The sequence below is a fragment of the Leptolyngbya iicbica LK genome, from assembly GCF_004212215.1.
Classification (GTDB): Bacteria; Cyanobacteriota; Cyanobacteriia; order Phormidesmidales; family Phormidesmidaceae; genus Halomicronema; species Halomicronema iicbica.
Genome location: NZ_QVFV01000005.1, coordinates 154,371 through 175,081, shown reverse-complemented (window position 1 = coordinate 175,081; position 20,711 = coordinate 154,371). Strand labels below are relative to the sequence as shown.

The window sequence follows — 20,711 nt, the reverse complement described above, 5'->3', positions numbered from 1 at the left end:
GCAGGATGAATTCGGTTTTTTAGACCGCGGGCAAGATGCCCGCTCTCCACGATCGATGGTGAATCAATTCGTGTCGTTATTTCTGTCCGCGATTCAATTCATCCCCAAAATCAGCAACGCCCGCGCCTATTCTGCTGGCTCTAACGTCGGACAGAGCTGATAGACATCGCCGTAATAGGCGAGGAAGCTGTAAGTCTGCAAATCACAGAGGTCTTGCTGGATAATCGCTTGCTCTTGCTCGTAGGTGAGCTCTACAGGGGCGCGACCCAACAAAATTTCAATCAAACTCGGTTCGTCATACCCAACTCGCACCAGTTGGTAATCTTCTCCGAGTTCGAGCGACTCGGCCAGGGCGGAGATCGCCTCGGGGCGGCCACTGGTGCCATCGATCAGGTTATATTGCTCGGCCTGCTCAGTGCCAAAGATAAACGCCCCCATATCTTGCCGCAGGGTTTGTTCAGTGATGTCGCGGTTTGCGGCCACATGGGTCACAAAGTCGTCGTATTCATTGTTGATATTGACCCGCCAATTTTCGAGCTCTTCTTCAGTTGGTGGGCGAAAGGGGTTGCCCAGATCTTTGCCCTTGCCAGCGGAAATCACAAATTGTTGAATGCCCCCCTCGGTAGTAACGCCGCCGCCCAGCAAGCCGCCATCGAGGGCGACCGGATTGTTGAAATACACCAGGGTGGGGCCAATGACGCCAATACTGCCAATGACGCTGCCCGGTGCGGCCAAAATCTGATCTGCCGCCACCATAGACCATACGCCACCAGAGGCTGATAGACCCTCAACGTAGGCATAAATCGGACTATCGGTGGCTTCCTTATAAGCCGCGAGGGCGTCATAAACGACGTTGGAGCCGACGACGGTGCCGCCAGGCGTCGAGACTCGCAAAAAGATGCCCTGGATGCGATCGTCTTCGGCGACTTTTTCCATCAGTTTTTGAAACTGATAGGCATAGGTCACGCTCGAGTCGAGCCCAAAGAAACCGGAGTTTGAGGGACTATTGAGGATTGGCCCGTTGATGCGGAGTTCCAGCAGGTAGTTTTCGCTCTCTTCATCGCCGTCTACATAGCGAAATTCGAGGGTGTCGTCTTCGCCCTCATCGGAGCTGGAGGAGAAATCAGGAAAGCAGCCCGTCACTCCCAAACCGACGACAGAAACTCCTGCGAATGTGGCCAACCACCGAAGCAATCGATTCATGAACCTCTTTTCCCACTCAATCTTGCGGCTCGTTTTGCCTATCACCGTTATGGTAAGAGCTATTTTGTAGTTTGCCAGCTTTCGCGGGGGATTTGGGGAAGTGAGGAAACGAGTAAAAGGGTGGGAGAGCAGGGGGGCGAGGGGAAAGAAGACGCTGGTAGTGAATGGGGTGTTTAGGACGATCTCTGCTGGTGCCATTGGGCCAGGGCTTGGTTGTGGACTGCCTGCCAGGGGAGTTGGTGTTGTCGGGCGATCGCGGCGCAATCTTCGTATTCGGGATGGGCTTTGAGGGGGCGATCGCTGTCCGGCATAAAGGCGACCTTCATCCGCACCGTTCCCCAAGGCAGCTGGAGGGGCACTTGTTCACGGCGTAGGCGTAGTCGGGTTTGGTCAGTGCGGCGCACTCCCAGCGTTGTTGTTTCGGTCAATAAGACGGCTTCGCAGGCATCGGCTTGGGGCGGATCGGCGATCGCCACCAGCAAATGTCCCGGTCGCGATTTTTTCATCATCACGGGCTGCACGAAAACGTCTAAAGCTCCGGCGGCAAAGAGGCGATCGTACACATAGCCGATCGCCTGGGGCGATAAGTCATCCACCTGGGTTTCTAATACTGTGACTGGCTCGCGTCCGGCTTGGGCTTCTCGCTCAGGCGTGGGGTGCGGGTGATGGGATTCGTGGGGCGCATGCTCATGGGGGGTATGCTCATGGGGGGTATGCTCATGGGGGGTATGCTCATGGGGGGTATGATGGTGCGGCGGGTGTTCGTGCGGTGCCTGGGTTTGCGGAGCCGGGGAATGGATGGGGGCGATTTGAGTCGTGTCCACTTGGGCGCTGGCCTTGCCGCCGAGTTGATCCACTTGGCCAATCCACAGCCGCAAAATATTGGGTATCGGCAAATCCTTGTTGCCCGCTCCGAGGCCAATTTTTTGCAGTTGCATGGTTGGCGGTTCGCCAAAGTGGGTGGCCAATTCCGTCGCGATCGCGGCTCCCGTCGGCGTTACGAGTTCTCCCCTCAGCCCTGCATTGTAAATAGGGACCTGCGCCATCTCCATCAGCTTCAATACTGCCGGGGCGGGCACAGGCAAGCGACCGTGGGCCGCTCGCACAGTGCCCGTGCCGGTCGGCAGCGGCGCACAATGCAGCTCATCAATGCCCAACCAGTCGAATCCCAAACAGGTGCCCACAATATCGACGATCGCATCCGTTGCCCCGACTTCGTGAAAATGAACCTGCTGGGGATCAATCCCGTGGATGGCCCCCTCGGCTTGGGCCAAGCGCCGAAAAATGGCCAGACTCCACGCGATCGCGCGTTCTGGCAAAGATGCTCGAATGATGATCTGCTCGATATCGTGCAGATGTCGCGCTGGGGGATGGGGGGCAGCGGCCTCGCTGTCGTGGGGCAGCAGCACGTCTACCTTGGTGGCCGCAATGCCATTTTTGCGAACGCTGCGGGCCTCTAACCGCACTTTTTCGGGGAGCTGTAGCTGATCAATCTGGCTTTGCAAGTAGTCGAGCGGCACCCCTGCACTCACCAGCGCCCCTAAACACATATCCCCCGAAATGCCAGTCGGACAATCCACAAAGGCTAAAGTCTTCATACAAAGTCGTCAAATCCACCATGACCATCTTTCATAATGAAGACTACCTTGCCCGAACGGCACAAATACAGCGCGAGGAAGTTCTCAATGACGACACTCTACAAAGTGCACCCCCAAACCCCCCAGACTCGCAAAATTGCCGCCATTCGTGACGCCCTGCGCAAAGGGGCGGTGATGCTATACCCGACAGATACGGTATATGCGATCGGTTGTGACCTCACGGTCAAATCCGCGATCGATCGCGTCCGCCAACTCAAGCAAGTTTCGAACGACAAACCCCTCACCTTCATGTGTTCGTCGCTGTCAAATATTGCTGAATACGCCTATGTAAGTGACCCTGCCTATCGTCAGATTCGCCATCTGATTCCGGGCACTTATACCTTCATTTTGCCTGCGACCAAACAGGTGCCCAAACTCGTCATGAGCCCAAAGCGGAAAACCACAGGCATTCGGGTACCCGACTCGCCCATTTGCCTGGCTCTGATCGAAGCCCTGGGCAATCCCATCGTTTCCACATCGGCCCTATCGCTGTTGGATTTCGATGCCACGCCAGTGCCCTCTAAGGCCGAACTCTTTGACATCGTGGGGCCACAAGTTGACTTGATCATCGACGACGATCGCGACCTCACTTACGGCCTTTCCACCATTTTGAGCCTAGAAGAACCAACCGAACCCATGGTCGAACGACGAGGACTCGGCTGGGAACAGGCCGCCGAACTCGGCATTGAAGTCGCAGAAGCGGCTGTGCTTTCGCCGCATTAAAGTGCAGGCTTACATATGGCAAAGGTATTACTGTTATGAGGCAAAGCCCGCAAAACTAGCCGCTCGTCTTCATCGGGCTTTACGTATAAGCCGATATATGAAGGTATTACATTTACGGACATGTCAATGAAGCTTGGGTAAATCTCTCCGTGAAAAGATGCACCTTTCGATTCGATGCATTTACATAGGATTGTGCGCAGTGGCTGACCCATCAGCGAGGCACGCTGCAAAGCAAATTGAGTATCTACCTAATTTCTCAATTCACTAAGCATTAAGCAAAAACTCAAGGAGACACGATGAATAAGAACTTAATGGCTCTCGGCGTCGCCACTAGCTGTGTGTTGATGTCAGCTGCGGGTGCCCAAGCTTTTACCTTTACAACTAATACGATTGGCAACGGTCCTGAAGACGACGTCATCTTGGAATCAGTCGAATTCGATGGCATCAAAGTTGAGAACTTTGTTTTTGTCGATGAAGCCGAAATCATCGAAAATGAGCTTCACACAACTGGTAATACCGGCGCTGCTAGCTCTGACATTACCGTTATGGGTACTGTTGGAACAAATGAGGAAAATCCTAGCGATGAAGACATTGTGACTTCTCTAGGAAATGAGTATCTCAGCAGCATCATTGATACTGAGGATGATGGCGAATTCAAAATTAAGCTCAACTTCGATGGTGCCTTTAACAAGCTATTTTTCTGGGAACGAGGCTATAACAGTGATTTAAAGGTCATTCTTGAAGGGGTCGCTGAGCCGATCAAGATTCTCCGCACTCAATTCGCTCAAGGCATTACCGATTACAAGCTTGAAACTACTGAAATCACCCCCAATGAGCAGAAGGTGGGCAGCTACGGTATCGACCTGCTAGATTACGGGATCTCTAGGTACACTGGCTCAGTTACTGTTGTTAGCAAATCTAGTTTTAATGGTCCTGACTTCAAGGTGGTTGGTGCTCAGGTACCTGAGCCTGCGACGATGTTGGGGCTGGGTTTGGTTGCGGGTGCTGGCTTCTTGGCTAGCCGCCGTAAGCAAGCTGAGGCGTAAGCCTTTCCTTCTCCTGCCCGGAGAAAACATGGTTTCTACCTGAATACGACTCAAGTCAGCAGCTAGCTCTTATGGGTTAGCTGCTTTTTTAATTGAAAGGCACTACTAAAAGGAACTTGCCACGACTTGGCATGTTCTGAAGAAAGAAAAAAAGCTGTGGGTTTGCAGTGGTGGAAAATGAACCTGAGCTGGATGTGGAGAAGCTTCAATGCTGCCGTTGGTTCAGATTCCTCAAACGCTGCAAAAGCACTTGCAAGGATATCGTTCGGTGTTTTGTCGCAGTGCCGGCTTTGCCCAAGTGAGTCGCTACCTGACGGGCCTGTTGCTCAGCCCGAATAAGACGTTGCAAGGCATCCATGCCCAGTGGGTGTGGCCGGAGGGCGAGGGGGTTCAGCGTCGAGCGATGCATGCGGCGGTGTTTGAGTCGGCGGGTTGGACCTGCGAGGGCTTGATGCAACGGCATCGTCAGGTCGTGGCTCCGGCGCATCGCGGTCGCGGTCGCGCGGTCTTAAGCCTGGATTGGACGTTTGCGCATCATCCCTACAGCGAGAAAATCTATGGTGCGAAAGCGGCTTATGATTACGTCAACCGCTGCTGGAGTCGGTATCAAACGGTGGTGACTGCCGCGATTGCCAATCCGCATCGGGTCGATGGGGTAGCGGTTGAGGTGCAATATCCGAACTATGAAAGAGAAGAACTGGCGTATCTAGAGATGACGGCCCAAGAGAGCTACGAGCAGATGGAGCAAGTGCATCAGCGCCTCGAAGAGCTGTTGCACTATCAAAAGAATCGTCTGGCTTATCGCAAGCGCACCGAGATCGCGGGGGCCATCGTGCGCCAGTTGGAAGCTGGAGGCGAGTTTCCCCAAGCGGACTATGCCTTCGACTGTGGGGTGCTCTCTAGGCCCTTGACGCAACTGATTGAAGCTTCGGGCAAGCACTGGGTTAGTGAGATTGAAAGCTCACGCTTGATTCTCTGGCAAGGGCAGTGGCAGCGGGTGGATGGGGTCGCCCAGACGTTGCGCCTAGAACATCCCGAGAGTTTTCGCCCCAAAGCCGTCACCTGCCGAAACGGCCAGAAACGAGACATTTGGGCTTTTAGCAAGACCGTGCGGTTGAAAAAGTACGGCTCCAAACGACTCGTTATCGTGCATGAAACCGCCGACCTGAGTGATGCGCCCCGGTTTTTGTTGACCGATGCCCTGCATTGGGACAGTGCCCGTACCGTTGCGACCTGGAGTTATCGCTGGCCGATTGAGACCTTTCATGAGTTTGCCAAGCAAGTCGTCGGTTTTGAGTCGGCTCAGCTGCGCAAGGAGGAAGCGGTGAAACGCCACTTCTGTCTGAGTTGCGTGGCGCAGTCGTTGCTTCAAGCCACGCCCGGCTCTGGGCATTCATCGGAACGGTTCGACTTTGCTCAAAACCACGAGCACACCATCGGACAGCGGCTTTACACCTTGGGACGCGAAGCCTTGCAGCAACTCCTGGAGATGACCCAGGGGCTTTTGGCTCAAGGGCAGTCCATCGCTCAAATTATGGAGGTGCTCATGCCCGCTTAGAATTGCCGATCGCCGATGCTAATTTTTCTCTGCGCGGAACTTACCAAGTCGTGGAACTTGCCTCATATAGCAATCCGCAGTCAGGTACCGAGAGCCCAAAAGTTTCCAGAATGGGCATTGAATCATGGGTGTGGACAGCCGTCTCGGCTGTCCCGGAGCAGGCAAGATACCTGCCCGACAATACTTAGATTTTATAAAATCCAGCTTTCTCAGCCCCTTGTTTTTCTGCCAAAGAGATGAACGGAACTATCTGCTCAACGCTATATCCTGAGATAGTGGCTCCGGGAGGGATCCCACTTGGATAAAAGGCAAATGTGGTACTACTCGTTCATGTTTTTGTAGGTGGCGACGGCGGACGGTGAGATGCGGTTGAGATAACGGAAAATCCAGTATTTGAAGACGGTGTCGAGAATCACTGGGAAGGTGGCAATGAAGAGAAAGATAAACTCGCGGTTGGCCGGGAAGCCCAGGTGACGCGATAGCCCTTCGAGCAAAACCTCCCAACCGTGGGGCGAGTGGAAACCGACGAACATGTCGGTAAATAGGATGATGATGAACGCCTTGGCGCTATCGCTGAGGCCGTACACGATTTCATCCATAAAGCTTTTGAGGGTGAGGATGCCGCTTTTTTGGTTGACCAATAGCAGCACAAAGGCGCCTACCGCCAACATGTCGGAAAAGACGTTTTTCACGGAGTCGGCACTGCGGCGACGATAGGCCTCTTCAATTTCGGTGGCTTTTTCGACGACTCGCTCCTCGATTTCGGCTTCGCGAATGGGCTCGACTTTGCCGATCAAGACTTCAAAGCGCAGGCGTTCTTCATATTGTTGAAGTTCGTGGAGGGCTTCTTCTTCCATCTCCAGGTTCAAGAAGATGCCGGCCTCTTGTTGGGCGCGGGTGTAGTCAACGATGGGGCCAACGACGTAGTTTTTGGCGAACTGCTGGGTGAGTAGCGGGACAATGATCAGCAACAACAGAAACTTGATGGCGGTGGTGGTACGGCCGCGTGAGGAGCGAAATTCTTTGACGACTTCTTCTTCAGCGTTGGGGTCGAGATCTTGGCGAATGCGATCGACGGTACGCAAGATGGAGCGGGGCAGGACGTTGGCACTACCGGATAGGCCCGCGGATTTTGTCTGGCCATTTTGGTTTGCTGGGGTGGCTTTGACCGAAGGCTGACTGAGGGGAGCGATCGCCCCATTGGTGCTGCCGTTTTGCGATTGGGCCGGAAGCGCAGCCGCTGACTTAGCTGGTCGGGGACGGGCAGTGGCATTTTCAGGCACCATGACGACAGTGGGCTGAGGGCTCGACTCAGCGCGGCTGTAGCGCGATCGCACTTCGTCGACAAATTGCAGCTTGCGAAAAAAGATAGCGGGTTTATCAATCACATTCAGGGTGAGGTTTGGCTCGTCGCGATCGCCCACCTGAATTTCCATAATTTTGGGATCAGAGACTCGCACCACCGCACTGCTAGCACGAAACTCAGTCATGCGCAGCTCGATCAAATTCAGATACTTTTTCAGCTCCCCTTGAAAATAAGCCATCGAGCTTTTGCCGTAGTTGCCATAGGCCGCCGCAATAGGATTGCCATTGAAATGCTCATTTTCAATCGCTTCGATCATCTTGGCAGCTTCGTAAGCTTGGTCGAGGGCACGCTCAGGTGTCTTAAAAAACCACTGCTGCGCCTTCTGAAGCAGGGAAGGAATAGCCATCAGGAATTACCGGTGATTGATGTAAAAGTGTAAAGGCAGAGCGTCGGCGCTGAAGTCTCAGGAGTCGATTGAAGACGAAGCCAGGGCGGTTAACAGACAGTCGCCCCCATCGGGCAATGCTCAAAACTTCAGAGCTATTGTAAGCCAAAGCTATTAGGGGAAACGGTAGTCGGATGGCAATTCGCTAGTCATGCCAGAGAGGGGAGATAGGGGAGCGGTTATGGTCAATGAGATCGCGATGGCATTCAGCAGGGATAAGCTTGTTCCAGATCAGGTGATTCGTATTTTGCCTCGTTGGCAGCATTGTGTCAGCCTTGGGAGCGATGGCGCTAAAGCAAACGCTGCGCACGAATGGGTTGCAGATAAGGGGCGATCGCTTCTTGCCCCACTTCACAAGCGCGCTCATCGACTGCTAACAAGTCATCGCCAAAAATCACCTGCCCAATGGAGATGCCATCCCCCACGTCGGGTCGCCAATCGCGGCTGATAAATTTTTGGTCGCAGTCCACCACAGCCCCGTCGAATCGATGGCCGATGGTGCCATAGACATCTTGCAAAACTTCTGGCACTGAGGGCCGATGCAGTTGGCCCCGTGAGTGATGGCTACGGGCTTTGTATTTGGCCCGGGGAAAGAGGCCGTAGAGATTTTTGAGGGAGGCGGAGATCAGCGATCGCCCCTTTAAGCTGGTTTTCTTAAACGCTCCGACCGAAATGCGGCAGTCCACCGTTTGCAGTAGCTTTGGTGCCCACAGCGTTTTGAACCGGGTCGGTTGGAGGGCTCGATTGGGATATTCCACTAGCTCTAGGGTGTCCGCATCCAGCAGTTGCATTCCCTCATCCAGCAGGTCATACACGCCCAACTTGCCCATAATGTCGCTAAAGGAGACCTTAGAGCAGACTCCTTCCACAATCAAGATTTCGGCGTTGGGATTGGCTTGCCGTAAGCCCTGCAGCACTTGACCCAACACCGCCATGCTGATGGTCACGGGCGGTCCTACGGGATATCCCAAATTCGGCTTCACCAATATGGTTTTGGCATTGATTGCGGCTGGGGGCGGTGTGTAAATGAAGTCAGCGGTCGGGGTGACGGTAACCGGGACGGTGGCGGGCACAGGCATGTTGGCGCAAACATCAGGACTCAATCAGCGTAACGAGGTTTCGCACAATTGGGGGATAGGGCGATCTCGTCATCGTGCCGGAACGGACGCATAGGTCGTTGATGCCGTTGGCGATGATTCGGTAGTCTGAACCTACCTCTTGCCCACACGATAGATTTTGAAGCGATGTTTACCTCTGGTGGCGGTATCGGCGGCAATAAAGAAATCGGTGACCCACCCCCACCCTGGTTTGGCTGTCTGTTTATTCTGATCGTGGCCGTGGTGGTGATTGTGATGGTCACCTGAGCGGCCTCCTCGGAGATCGCGGCGACCGCGCCTCCGTTACCCCCGAGCACTGAGTTCCGGAGAATCAGGTCTCAGGTCTTGCCAGCGGCAGTGAGCGGTGATCAGTTGCTTCAGTTGCGGTTGCTCAACTCATTGAGGATGCTTTCGAGCTCTTGCTGGGCTTGGCCGTAGGCTTCCCAGTCGCCGTCTTGCAGAGCTTGTTGACCCGCCTCGTAAGCGTTCAGCGCATCTTGAATGCGATCGGCTTGCGCGATCGGCAAGGTCGGGGTGCTGTCGGTTACGGGCTCGTCGGTGACACCCTCCGTCGGCTCAGGCGCATCCGTTGGAGACGCGGCGCTTTCACCAAAGATGGCAATCAGGGCTTCGTCGAGGGTTTCGCGCATGACGATGTCGTTGTCGTGGGCGACAATGACGCGGCGCAGTTCTGGCAGTTCGCCCTGCTCGGCCCGCAGATATACGGGTTCCACATACAGCAGCGACTGCTCGATGGGAATCACCAGCAAATCCCCACGAATCACCCGCGAGCCTTCCTGACTCCACAGGGTGAGCTGTTGGGAAATCTCCGGGGTTTGGTCGATGCGGGCTTCGATTTGGCTGGGGCCATAGACCAACTGCTGTTTGGGAAATTCGTACAGCAGCAGCTTGCCATAGTTGTCACCATCAGAGCGACCCGCCATCCAAGACACCATGTTGTCTTTGTTGATGGGGGTGAAAGGCAGGATCTGCATGAACTCTTCGGTGGTTTCCCCTGGCAGTTTCATGATCAGGTAGTAGGGTTCCATGCGCACTTGTTCCCCCTCGTAGACCTGGGTGGGAAAACGCCAGATATCTTCCCGGTTGTAGAACACTTCGGGATCGGCCATGTGGTACGTGCGGTACATCTGGGCCTGGAGGGCAAACAAATCTTGGGGATAGCGAAAATGCTCCCAAACGGCCTGGGGAGTCTCGTCTGCTGACTTAAATAAATCAGGGAAAATTTGCCGATAGGTGCCGAGGATCGGATCGGCCTCATCCACCACGTAATATTCCAGCGAACCGTCGTAGGCATCGATCACGACTTTAGCGGCATCGCGCACGTAGTTACTGCCGCCCCGCGCCAAAGTGGCGATGGTGTCGTTGTTGAGCAAGGAGCCAATATCGTTGCTGCGGTTCAGCGGTTCGGAATAGGGGTAGCGATCGCTGGACGTGTAGGCGTCAATAATCCACTTCAGTCGCCCATCAATGACGGCGATGTAAGGGTCGCTGTCGTAGCTCAAGAAGGGCGCAATTTGTCGAGCCCGTTCGAGCACATTGCGGTGATAAAGGATGCGGGAATTGTTCGTAATGTAGTTGGAAATTAAGACCTTGAGGCTGCCCATATCGTAGGCAAACGCCAATCTTCGGCCCCAGTTGCTCAGGGGCACACCGCCCAACCCGGTGTAGTTGTAAGTGGCGTTGGTATTGCCTTCGGGATAGTCAAACTCTTCGGTGGTGGTGCCCGTAAAGACATAGGAATCGGTGGCCTCGCCGTAGTAGATGCGGGGCTGCTCGATTTCCAGGTCAACGGTGTAAACGGGCGGCACGTTTTGAATCATCAACTGGGGCAGACCGTCGGGGGTCACCCGGTTGACCGGACTCATGACGATGCCGTAGCCGTGGGTAAACTTCAGCCGCTGGTTCACCCAGGTTTGTGCTTCGGGCGGGGCTTCGGAATAGTCCATCTCGCGCGCCGAGAGCATCACCTGACGGTAGTCGTCGTTGAGGGTGTAGCGATCGATATCGACGTCCTGAAAGCGGTAATACAGGCGGATTTCTTGCAGTTGGCGATAGGTGCTCAGCAGGGGCCGATAATCCCACAGGCGGATGTTGTCGACGGTGAGGCTGTTGTTGTCGAGGACGGTGCGATCAAGATTTTCTTCGGCGGGGAAGGGTTCGCTCTGCACCTGATCCAGCGCGTAAGCTTCGCGAGTATAGGCGATGCTGTGCTCGATGTAGGGGCGCTCGCGGGCGAGTTCGTTGGGTTCGACCAAAAAGCGCTGCTGAAACCAGGGGTACAGGCCGCCCACCACGATGAGGGTCAGCATATACAGCCCAATGCCGACGGTGGGCCAGACAAAGCCGCTGCGCCACAGCGACGCGATGAACAGGGCCGCGACCGCCAGGGTGACAAAGGCCATGGTCCAGTAGGCGTGGAGGCGGGCATGAACATCGGTGTAGCCAGCGCCAAACACCACCCCATCAGCAGAGAACAGCAGATCGTACCGCCCAAAGTAGAAGCCAGTGGCCACGGCGATCGCTAACGCCGACAACAACACACAGAGGTGACTTTTGACTTCCCCAGTGAGGAAATACTTCCAGCCGCGCTCGGGACGAATTTCGCCCTTGAGGGCATAGACCCCAAAGGCCAGCAGAATCGACCAAATTAAGAGCTGAACGATCGCCCCTTGCAACCCCTCGTAGATGGGTAGGCGAAAGATATAGAAGCTGATGTCTTTTTGAAAGAGGGGATCAAGGCGATCAAAGTCAGTGGGGTTAAGAAACTTGAGAATGCTGTCCCAAGCCCCAGCGGCGCTCATGGCCGCATCAAAGGACAGTAGGGTAATTAACAGTGCGGCCAAATATTTGGGTAGATAGTCGGCCATCGCGCCCAAGTTGCGCCGTTCTAACACGCGCCAGGGCGACTCGCGGGTCACCCACAGCGCCAGCCGATAGTTGGCATATAAAAAGGCGGCATAGCTCACCAGGGTGGCAACCCAAATGATCACCTGCCAGCGAATGCGAGTCCAAAAGACGTTGTTGTAACCAACGGCCGCAAACCACCAGGACTCGGTCAGCAAATGGACGAGCGCCCCCGATAAGGCGATGAGGACGAGGATGGCGATCGCCACGAACAAAAATAGCGGGGGGCGACGACCAAAGTCAGGAATGTTTGCGCGTTTCACAGTCGATGTTGATCACTACAGTTGGCGGTTCTCTGTTCACCCTAGCGAGCTTTTTCCATTTCGCGGATTTCTTGCGCCTCTAGGGCATCTTCTTTTTCAGCTTTGAGCTGGTCTTTTTGCTTGTCGAGTTCGCGCTGCAAATAGCGCACGTAAAATTCCATCATGTGATCCGCCACGACGTCTGGGCCGGGTTGTTTGATCCCCGCCAAAAAGCCCAACAGGCGATCGCCCCAGCGTTGGCTGATGTAAGAGCTTTCGTGAAGATTGCCGCGAAAGCCAAAGTAGCGGAACTGCCCCATGTGACCATACAGCCGTCCCGGGTTGAGTGGATTTATCTGGGGAGGAATCAGCGGCACGATGTCGTTGTTGTTGACATAGCGGAACATGCGATCGCCCATGCGGCTATTCACCTCGCGGGTAAAGGCCCAGTCGCCCACTCGCGGCTGCCCAAAGGTATACAAGCCCGATACTTTGAACCCCTGATATTCCAGCGAGGTGGCGGCCAGGGCGGCCAGGGCACCGCCCAGACTGTGTCCGGTCACCCAGAGTTGGCTTTCCGGCGTCCACCACCGTTTAAGCTGCACGAGCACTTCATGTTCGACACTTTGCCAGGCGTCGTGAAACCCCCGATGCACCTCACCCTGGGGCGGCACGGCTTCTTGCGCGGTGTGGGTAAAGGCAAACTGCTTCATCCGAAACTTGAAATTGGTGCTCCAGTCAGCGGCTTGTTGACTGCCGCGAAACACCAACACAATGTGCTGATCTTTGCGAAAGATGAATGCTTGGGTATCGGTAAGGCGATTCACAAAATAGTGGTAGTGGTTCTGCAAATTCACGCCTTTGTTGTCGGTTTCGCCTTCTCGCAGCCACCGCTTGATGACGTCAACCACATAATCGGCGGGGGTTTGTTCCATCCATTGGAGGTCGTTATCTCGGCTCAACCACAGCCGTACAATGTCGGCCACATAGCCCGGATCTTCGTACACCAGGTGCGCCGCTTTGGCCATGCATAAGGCCCGAAAGGCATTGATCACCGCGTTGTCACGCTCAATATTGCTGAAGTCGTGAGTGCTGTAGGGCGGTGGCAGAATTTTGTAGCCATAGCGCTCAAATAGGTCCTGCACTCCCTCGTAACCGGCCCAATAGATGTAGTGAAAAAGCTGATCGTAAAAGGCGGAGCCCCCTTCGCGGCGACAGCTGCGATCGCTAATCACTCGTACCCAATAGATGATGTAAGGTTCCAAATCCTCTGCGGTGACTAGCCCCGACTTGATCGCGTTTTCGCAAGCTTCAAAGGCACTGAGAAACTCGTCAAACCAGTTGCGAATCGTGAGTTCAATGACGAATTCTTCGTCCCGATATTGCTGCAATACGCGGACGGTGTTTTCGTCCATTTTGTCTGGCTGCTGACGATTCATCTGGCCCAGCATATTCAAGCCCTGCCGGGTTTTGACCATCTGGTCGTGCGATCGCAGTGCTCGCTTCAAGCGTTCATCGGTGGCCTCAAAGCGCACCACCTGCCCATCCGTCGGCAGGCGCACTTCAAATACGCGATATTCTTCAAAATCCAGAATATCTGCCACGTTTCGCACGGCTTCGCGGCGGGCAAATTCCTCAAACATGCGCCGAGCCAGATCGCGCCGCTCCCACCGCTGATTTTTGATGTAGCGATCGACCCCGGCCACTGCCGCGATCGCTCCCATCAATAGCGCAAAGGCCGCCAGCCACTGCGCTCCCAGTTGCGACTGGAGCACCACTTCTGGCGTGAGTCGGCTGCTTTGGCCGGCGACGTTGGTCACCACTGCCGCCAGCGCTCGCGTGATTCCCGACCCGGCCAAAACCAGCCCCAAAGCGCCCAACCCGATGCAAGATGCCCGCTTAATACCCATAACCCTGTCAGCGTGGTGAAATGATAGATGCCTAATGCTATCGAAAAAATTCCCGCTAGCATGCGACCCTTAACCCTTTGTTGATAACCGTAAACCCGATGAAGTTTGAGGCCCCGACCACCTGGCCGACGGATGCCGCAGCAGCGATCTCTCGGCAAAATGAATTGCGATCGCAAGTGCGCCTGCAAGATGAGGTGCGATCGCCTCCCAAACTCGTGGCTGGGGTCGATGTCGGCTTTGAGGAAAACGGTGAAGTCACCCGCGCCGCTGTGGTCGTGCTGGAATTTCCCAGCCTGCAACTGGTGGAAACCGCACTGGCCAAACGTCCCACTACCTTTCCCTACGTGCCGAGCCTGCTCTCCTTTCGGGAACTGCCCACCCTGTTGGCGGCCCTCGCGGAGCTGAAACTTACTCCGGATCTGATTCTCTGCGACGGTGCAGGCATCGCCCATCCCCGTCGTTTTGGTATTGCCTGTCATCTAGGGGTGACGGTCGATTGTCCCACCATTGGGGTGGCGAAATCGCGGTTGATCGGCACCCATGAGGCAGTGCCCAGCGAGAAAGGAGCGTGGGTACCCCTGCGCGATCGCGACGAAACCATCGGAGCCGTCTACCGCAGCCGCACCAACACCAAGCCGTTGTACGTGTCCGCCGGACACCGCATCACCTTGCCGACAGCGCTGGACTATGTGCGGCAATGCACTCCCAAATATCGCCTGCCGGAAACCACTCGCCTGGCCGATCGCCTCGCCTCTAACCGAGGCCAATTGCCGCCGCTCAAGTCCAGCTGTGAAGACGACGACACTGAACAAATGTCGCTGCTATAGCTGATCTGCGGGACACCTCTCTTCCACATAGAGCCCCTGGGGACACGCCAGTTGCCGTCATCGTTAACGGCTCGATGACGACTCCACCCATGACGCGAATGTGGGTAAATAGTTGTCCCTCTCGTAGTGCAGGTTACGACTCGGGGCCCCGCCGCCCTCTATAAACAGAGAACGTTTCCCTCATCGAACTTGCCATGACGGTCTCCTTACCTCAGCCTCGCCAATTGCCCAAAATTGATCCCGTCACCGCTCAGGTGGTCGCCGGTGCCCTCAACGGCATCGCCCTGGAAATGGGCCACAAGCTGGCGCGCATGTCTTACTCCAGCATCATTCGCGAATCGGAAGACTTTGGCGCGGCAATTTTGGATGCCGACTGTCAGCAATTGGCGGAATGCGCCTACAGCACCCCCCTGCAGCTTGGCCCCATTCCCGGCTACATGCGCGGCGTCCTCAAGGCTATGGCCGAAGAGGGCGAAGAGTTTTATCCCGGTGACGTGATTCTCCACAACCATCCTTATTACGGGGCCTCCCACGGTCCCGACATCGGCATCGGCATTCCCATTTTTAAGGACGAGGAACTGATCGGCTATTCCTTCACCACCGCTCACCATTTGGATATTGGCTCCTCCTCACCCGGTAGCTGCGGCATTGTGGATGCGGTGGATGCCTTTGCCGAGGGGCTGCAATTTAAAGCGGTGAAGCTATACGAAAAAGGCGTGCAAAACCGCCAGGTGTGGCGCATCCTGCGGCAAAACATTCGCAGTGCCAACGTTGTTGTCGGCGATATTGAAGCCCAAGTCGCCGCCTGTCGCGTGGGTGAACAGCGCTTTTTAGAACTGGTGGAGCAGTACGGCCTGGATACGGTGCTGGCCGCTAGCGGCGAGTTGATGGCCTACTCTGAGCGGATGATGCGGCAGGCGATCGAGCGCTTGCCTGATGGTGAGTACTATGCCGAAGGCTTCATCGACGGCTTTTTGGACGATCCCGACCCCGGTAAAAAAGACCTCAAAATTGCTGTCACCGTCACCATCGACGGCAGCGACATGACCATCGACCTGACGGGCACCGCACCCCAGGTGGACGATCGCCCCATCAATATGCCCTTCGTCGGCACGGTGGATATTGCGATTTTTGTGACGCTGAGATCGGTGCTGCTCGACACCGCTCTGATGGAATACGTGCCGCAAAACTCCGGCCTCACTCGTCCTGTCCACATCGTTGCCCCCAAGGGCTGTTTGGCGAATCCCATTTATCCCGCGCCGGTCATTGCCCGCTGCTGCCCCGGCAACATTGTGGCGGACACGCTGATGAAAGCGCTGGCCCAAGTTGCCCCTCGAAACGTCAGCGGCGGCATCGGCAACATCAAAGTCACCTCCTACAGCGGCGCGCTGGATGAGGACTACTGGGTGTATATGGACATCACCGAGGGCAGCTACGGTGGGCGCTACGGCAAAGACGGCATGGATGGCGTCGATACCCTCTACGCCAATACCCGCAACAACCCCATCGAAGATATTGAGGCGCATCTGCCCCTGCGGGTCACCCGCTACGAACTGATTGAAGATGCCAGCGGGGCGGGCAAGTATCGCGGCGGTCTCGGCTCCATCCGCGATATTCAGTTCCTCGCGCCGGGGCAGATGTCGCTGGAGGGGGAAGGCAACAAGTACGCCCCCTGGGGTATCTTTGAGGGCAAGGACGGCACGCCGGGGGCGGTGCAGGTGTTCAATCCCCATGAGGAGACGATGGAGGATCTGCCCTCAAAGTTTCCCTGCCGTAAGACCAAGCTGGGCGATACCCTGCGCACGGTGAGCCCCTGCGGCGGCGGCTATGGCAACCCGCTGGAGCGCGATCCGGCCCTGGTGCTGGAGGATGTGCTGGATGAGTTTGTCAGCATCGAGTCGGCAAAGCGCGATTATGGCGTAGTGATTGATCCGGTGAGTCTGAAGATTGATGCACTAGCTACCGCTGATTTACGCCAGACGATGGCCGGATAGTACCTCTAGGTGATTTTCGAGAGCAACTTATGCTGGCAGCAGCGAAGATCCGGAGACTGGTTTAGGGCAGATTGCCATATCAAAGAGGTCGGGTGACTCCAGTAGATTTCTCAATTTAGTTGCCGCTCTGTCGTCTGAGTCGACATAATTGGCGTGGAAAGATTTTCCTCGGGATGAAATCTATACATGGATGCAGCAGCTGTCGTTATCGTAATTGTGCTTGCGATCGTCGTCATTTGGGTTGTGTACCTGTTGAGAGACCGGATTTTAGAGTTGGGGCTCTCGCTCAGTGGGCAAGAAGCCAAAATGAACGTGAAGGCGAAAACGCCCGAGAGTCCTCCAGACGATAAGCCGGTTAGCGTCGTTTTCAAGGGCAATAAGCTGCGTGGTGAAGGTGAGTATCGGATGCGGAACAGTGAATTTTCTGAGAATGACGTGGACGGGAAGCAGAAAGTAGAACTAGGCTATGACGAGGCGGCAACTGACGCCAACGATGAGGAAAATCAGTAACGCCGATCGATGCCAAAACTGCGTAACTTAGCGAACCGCACCAAAGAACTTGAGCTTTTCCTAAAAATGGCAGGTGGACAGCATGACTGCTCCATCATGCTTGTCGAAGGAAAATCGGGAATGGGAAAAACCTCTCTCCTCAACCGATTCAGACAGCAGTGTCCTGAAACGGTTGCCTATGTTCCATTTGACTGTAAGGGCGTCGATAGCATTGCCTCGTTTTTGTCGGAAGTTGTCGTCGATTTAGGGCGCGAACGTTTTCAAACCTTTTCAGGCAAAGTCAAACTGTTTGTCCAGGGCGGTGTTGATTTTTCTGAAAACGACATTGCTGCCAGGGATGCAATCAACATCGCGATCAACTCCAGTATCGACCTAGCCACTCAACAGTACCGCTTGGCAGAACTCCAACAAGCTTTTTTCCAGGATTTGGCATCCTTTGACTCTCGGCTGGTCGTTACCCTCGATACCTATCAAGAAGCCAGCGAGTCTTTAAGAGACTGGATTGAGAGTAAATGGTTACGTGCCGTTAGCCGACAGCTACATAATGTTGCGACCGTTATTGCGGGGCAAGATATCCCCGACCCCAATAATTCGGTGTGGGGTGATGATTGTGAACACATTCCGCTCACTCCCATCATTGAGGTGAAGGCTTGGTGCGACTTTTGTTCAGATTTGCCGGATTCGGCATTACCCGAAGAGGCCATTAAGGCGATTGCGTTGGGATGTAAAGGTCACCCAGCAAATGTCCATCAAATGTTGTCGGTAGCGATAAAAAGTTGGTCAGCATAGAAGAGCTACTGGAAAGAGTTCAGCAAGCCGAGACGGAAACCGGACGGCAGTGGATCTTGCTGGAACTACAAATGAGCCAGATGCCTGAAGCCTTGGTCTCGATGCTTTGGGCTGCGGCAATTCCTCACTTCTTTGATGCACAAGTGTTGGCAGCGCTACGACCAGAACTGGCTGATGAGGCAGAAACACTTTATGAAAGCTTGCAGGCACTCACGTTTGTGGAAGAGTTCCCTGGACATGGACACAACATTCATGAACTGACGCGAGAGGTATTGCTGAGCCAACTCTGGCAGCAGAATCGAACTGAGTTTCTATCGCTTTCAGAGCTTGCCGCTAATTACTTTTTCGATAAAAAGACCTCGCCAGAGGAAGATGTCGAGTTTTGCTATCACGAGATTCTGGGCGAAGAGGAGAATCAGCGAGGACGACTGTTAGATCGAGCAATTGATTGGTGGACGTATTACCAGACTGATCGGATTCAGTTTGCGATTCAGGTGTGTTCAGAACATGAGGCTGCGGGTCGCTTAGTCTCCTTCGGGCTTGGCTTTCTAAGACACTTAAGAGGTTTGAGCAAAAGCCGAGAGGCAAATTATCAAGATGCTGAACAGCTCTTGAAACAAGCTCAAGAGTATTTTCAATCTATAGCGTTTAAAGATTGGCGCTATCTAACGAGCTTATTGCGTGATCTGAGCAGCATCAAGCAAGACCAAGGTGATGCTCAGGCCGCCATCCCAATCTGCAAACAAGCCCTCAAAGTTAGTCAAGAGCAACTGGGTGAAAACCATCTGGATACTGCATCTAGCCTAAATAATTTGGCATCGCTTTATTGGGCAATGGGTCGATATGAGGAGGCTGAGCCGCTTCATCAGCGTGCACTCAAGATTCGCGAAGAGCAACTAGGCGAAAATCACCCGGATACTGCAACCAGCCTCAATAATTTGGCATCGCTTTATAAGGATAGGGGCCGATATGAGGAGGCTGAGCAGCTTCATCAGCGTGCGCTCAAGATTCACGAAGAGCGACTAGGCGAAAATCACCCGGATACTGCAATCAGCCTCAATAATTTGGCATCGCTTTATAAGGCAATGGGTCGATATGAGGAGGCTGAGCCGCTTCAACAACGAGATCTCAAGATTTGCGAGGAGCGACTAGGCAAAAATCACCCGGATACTGCAACCAGCCTCAATAATTTGGCATTGCTTTATAAAGCGATGGGTCGATATGAGGAGGTTGAGCCGCTTTATCGGCGTGCGCTCAAGATTCGAGAAGAGCAACTGGGCGAGAATCATCCTGATACTGCAAACACCCTCAATAATTTGGCATCGCTTTATCAGGATAGGGGCCGATATGAGGAGGCTGAGCCGCTTTATCAGCGGGCACTCAAGATTCATGAGGAGCAACTGGGCGAAAACCACCCTGACACTGCAACCATCCTCAATAATTTAGCATCGCTCTATCACGATTGCGAAAGATACGAAGAAGCCATCTCATTTCTTGAACGCTGGCGAAAAGTCAAACTTCAACGCCGAGAGACCCAAGAACAAAGCTTTGCAAGGCGTATTCATACTCTTGGAAAACTCTACGAAAAGACGCAGCGATTTGATGATGCCGCCTCCGCCTACGAAGACGCCATTTCTATTATCAAACGAGAGCTAGGCGCTAAACACCCAGTCGTCCGTGTCTGGTCAGGTGAGCTAGCGCGTTTGAAGAAGAAAATCACAAAGCAGAAGCAACAGAAGACGTGATGAACTTGGCTAAAAGGGCCGCTTCCGTAGGGTGCATTCAGCGCAGCTAATGCACCGCATTGGATCTGATGACCGCCATATCACTCGAAAATGCTTGAGGCCTATGAGATTTCTTTGGTGCATCGCTGCGCGGATGCACCCTACGGGCTGATTGGGCACTCTGGTAACAACCACTGCGTCCATGCGTATGCCCAATTACCGCCGTCTTTACCGCCCTGGTGGCAGCTACTTCTTCACCCATGTTACCTACCAGCGCTATCCCTGGCTGTGCACCGACATTGGCCGACACGCCCTCCGCGCCGCCATCATCGCCGTGCGGCGTAAGCATCCCTTCACGATTGATGCGTTTGTGCTGCTGCCCGACCACTTTCACTGCATTTGGACGTTGCCGGAGGGGGATACCGATTTTCCTCAGCGCTGGCGGCTGATCAAGCTGATGGTAACCAAGACAGCCGGACAAGAATTAGCCTTACCGCTGGAGAAAGGGCGTTCAGGCCACTTGCGGCGGGAAGGCAATTTATGGCAGCGGCGGTATATGGAGCATTGCCTGCGGGATGAACGGGATTTCACCAATCATGTGGCGTACATCCACCAAAATCCGGTCAAACATGGGCTGGTTCAGCGGCCTACTGATTGGGCATTTTCGAGTGTGCATCGATATGGGCAGGGTTAATCGCGCTGTCGATCGCTTGACGATGAGCTAGCTTTGTCTGCTACGCTGCTAGCGGCAAAACACTTTTCAGGTCACTGTTTT

At 54.6% G+C, this 20,711-nt stretch carries 15 protein-coding genes; 9 read left to right on the top strand and 6 right to left on the bottom strand.

Annotated features, from left to right (window positions below):
* Positions 1-126 precede the first annotated feature (126 nt).
* Together DYY88_RS18245 and larC are read right to left on the bottom strand one after the other, a co-directional pair.
* Complete coding sequence (locus DYY88_RS18245) at positions 127-1,203, bottom strand: S49 family peptidase (protein WP_052288645.1); 1,077 nt, start codon at positions 1,201-1,203, stop codon at positions 127-129.
* Positions 1,204-1,376: 173 nt separating this feature from the next.
* On the bottom strand, positions 1,377-2,801 hold the full coding sequence (larC, locus tag DYY88_RS18240; protein WP_039728944.1) for a nickel pincer cofactor biosynthesis protein LarC: 1,425 nt from the start codon (positions 2,799-2,801) through the stop codon (positions 1,377-1,379).
* Positions 2,802-2,888: 87 nt separating this feature from the next.
* Here larC and DYY88_RS18235 point away from each other — a divergent pair, with 87 nt between their 5' ends.
* The 3 genes from DYY88_RS18235 to DYY88_RS18225 all read left to right on the top strand — a co-directional run bounded on the left by DYY88_RS18235 (position 2,889) and on the right by DYY88_RS18225 (position 6,167).
* Entirely contained in the window at positions 2,889-3,563 is a 675-nt protein-coding gene (locus DYY88_RS18235; protein WP_039728946.1) for an L-threonylcarbamoyladenylate synthase, read from the top strand.
* A 296-nt stretch (positions 3,564-3,859) separates the two neighbouring features.
* On the top strand, positions 3,860-4,609 hold the full coding sequence (locus tag DYY88_RS18230; protein ID WP_039728947.1) for an exosortase-dependent surface protein XDP2: 750 nt from the start codon (positions 3,860-3,862) through the stop codon (positions 4,607-4,609).
* 208 nt (positions 4,610-4,817) lie between these two features.
* Complete coding sequence (locus DYY88_RS18225; protein ID WP_039728948.1) at positions 4,818-6,167, top strand: hypothetical protein; 1,350 nt, start codon at positions 4,818-4,820, stop codon at positions 6,165-6,167.
* A 320-nt stretch (positions 6,168-6,487) separates the two neighbouring features.
* Here DYY88_RS18225 and DYY88_RS18220 read toward each other — a convergent pair whose 3' ends face one another.
* The 4 genes from DYY88_RS18220 to DYY88_RS18205 form a co-directional block, all read right to left on the bottom strand.
* Positions 6,488-7,879: a proton extrusion protein PcxA gene (locus DYY88_RS18220; RefSeq protein WP_039728950.1), complete on the bottom strand. Its 1,392-nt coding sequence runs from the start codon at positions 7,877-7,879 to the stop codon at positions 6,488-6,490.
* A gap of 329 nt (positions 7,880-8,208) precedes the next feature.
* Entirely contained in the window at positions 8,209-8,997 is a 789-nt protein-coding gene (locus DYY88_RS18215) for a DUF362 domain-containing protein (protein ID WP_039728952.1), read from the bottom strand.
* Between the two features lie 395 nt (positions 8,998-9,392).
* A complete protein-coding gene (locus DYY88_RS18210) occupies positions 9,393-12,203 on the bottom strand; it encodes a UPF0182 family membrane protein (RefSeq protein WP_242517641.1) in 2,811 nt (936 codons plus the stop codon).
* 41 nt (positions 12,204-12,244) lie between these two features.
* On the bottom strand, positions 12,245-14,092 hold the full coding sequence (locus DYY88_RS18205) for a lipase family protein (protein ID WP_052288647.1): 1,848 nt from the start codon (positions 14,090-14,092) through the stop codon (positions 12,245-12,247).
* Positions 14,093-14,190: 98 nt separating this feature from the next.
* Between DYY88_RS18205 and nfi the strand changes: the two genes are divergently transcribed.
* The 6 genes from nfi (at position 14,191) to DYY88_RS18175 (ending at position 20,630) form a co-directional block, all read left to right on the top strand.
* Positions 14,191-14,919: a deoxyribonuclease V gene (nfi, locus tag DYY88_RS18200; RefSeq protein ID WP_039728954.1), complete on the top strand. Its 729-nt coding sequence runs from the start codon at positions 14,191-14,193 to the stop codon at positions 14,917-14,919.
* A 194-nt stretch (positions 14,920-15,113) separates the two neighbouring features.
* The gene (locus DYY88_RS18195; protein ID WP_044151405.1) at positions 15,114-16,913 is read left to right on the top strand and encodes a hydantoinase B/oxoprolinase family protein; all 1,800 of its coding nucleotides are present in this window, start codon (positions 15,114-15,116) and stop codon (positions 16,911-16,913) included.
* Positions 16,914-17,099: 186 nt separating this feature from the next.
* Complete coding sequence (locus DYY88_RS18190; protein WP_039728955.1) at positions 17,100-17,423, top strand: hypothetical protein; 324 nt, start codon at positions 17,100-17,102, stop codon at positions 17,421-17,423.
* Positions 17,424-17,432: 9 nt separating this feature from the next.
* Positions 17,433-18,212, top strand: a complete 780-nt coding sequence (locus DYY88_RS18185; protein WP_044151406.1) for an ATP-binding protein — start codon at positions 17,433-17,435, stop codon at positions 18,210-18,212.
* The gene (locus DYY88_RS18180; RefSeq protein WP_052288648.1) at positions 18,200-19,957 is read left to right on the top strand and encodes a tetratricopeptide repeat protein; all 1,758 of its coding nucleotides are present in this window, start codon (positions 18,200-18,202) and stop codon (positions 19,955-19,957) included. The genes DYY88_RS18185 and DYY88_RS18180 overlap by 13 nt, the downstream gene beginning before the upstream one ends.
* Positions 19,958-20,138: 181 nt before the next feature.
* Positions 20,139-20,630, top strand: coding sequence for an REP-associated tyrosine transposase (locus DYY88_RS18175; protein ID WP_236146391.1), 492 nt, complete (start codon positions 20,139-20,141; stop codon positions 20,628-20,630).
* Positions 20,631-20,711 lie beyond the last annotated feature (81 nt).

Excerpts from the sequence above, each read along its gene's own strand:
- DYY88_RS18185 (WP_044151406.1), top strand. The coding sequence starts at position 17,433 with ATGCCAAAACTGCGTAACTTAGCGAACCGCACCAAAGAACTTGAGCTT.
- DYY88_RS18245 (WP_052288645.1), bottom strand. The coding sequence starts at position 1,203 with ATGAATCGATTGCTTCGGTGGTTGGCCACATTCGCAGGAGTTTCTGTC.
- DYY88_RS18235 (WP_039728946.1), top strand. The coding sequence starts at position 2,889 with ATGACGACACTCTACAAAGTGCACCCCCAAACCCCCCAGACTCGCAAA.
- DYY88_RS18220 (WP_039728950.1), bottom strand. The coding sequence starts at position 7,879 with ATGGCTATTCCTTCCCTGCTTCAGAAGGCGCAGCAGTGGTTTTTTAAG.
- nfi (WP_039728954.1), top strand. The coding sequence starts at position 14,191 with ATGAAGTTTGAGGCCCCGACCACCTGGCCGACGGATGCCGCAGCAGCG.
- DYY88_RS18230 (WP_039728947.1), top strand. The coding sequence starts at position 3,860 with ATGAATAAGAACTTAATGGCTCTCGGCGTCGCCACTAGCTGTGTGTTG.
- DYY88_RS18190 (WP_039728955.1), top strand. The coding sequence starts at position 17,100 with ATGGATGCAGCAGCTGTCGTTATCGTAATTGTGCTTGCGATCGTCGTC.
- DYY88_RS18195 (WP_044151405.1), top strand. The coding sequence starts at position 15,114 with ATGACGGTCTCCTTACCTCAGCCTCGCCAATTGCCCAAAATTGATCCC.
- DYY88_RS18225 (WP_039728948.1), top strand. The coding sequence starts at position 4,818 with ATGCTGCCGTTGGTTCAGATTCCTCAAACGCTGCAAAAGCACTTGCAA.
- DYY88_RS18205 (WP_052288647.1), bottom strand. The coding sequence starts at position 14,092 with ATGGGTATTAAGCGGGCATCTTGCATCGGGTTGGGCGCTTTGGGGCTG.
- DYY88_RS18175 (WP_236146391.1), top strand. The coding sequence starts at position 20,139 with ATGCGTATGCCCAATTACCGCCGTCTTTACCGCCCTGGTGGCAGCTAC.
- DYY88_RS18215 (WP_039728952.1), bottom strand. The coding sequence starts at position 8,997 with ATGCCTGTGCCCGCCACCGTCCCGGTTACCGTCACCCCGACCGCTGAC.
- larC (WP_039728944.1), bottom strand. The coding sequence starts at position 2,801 with ATGAAGACTTTAGCCTTTGTGGATTGTCCGACTGGCATTTCGGGGGAT.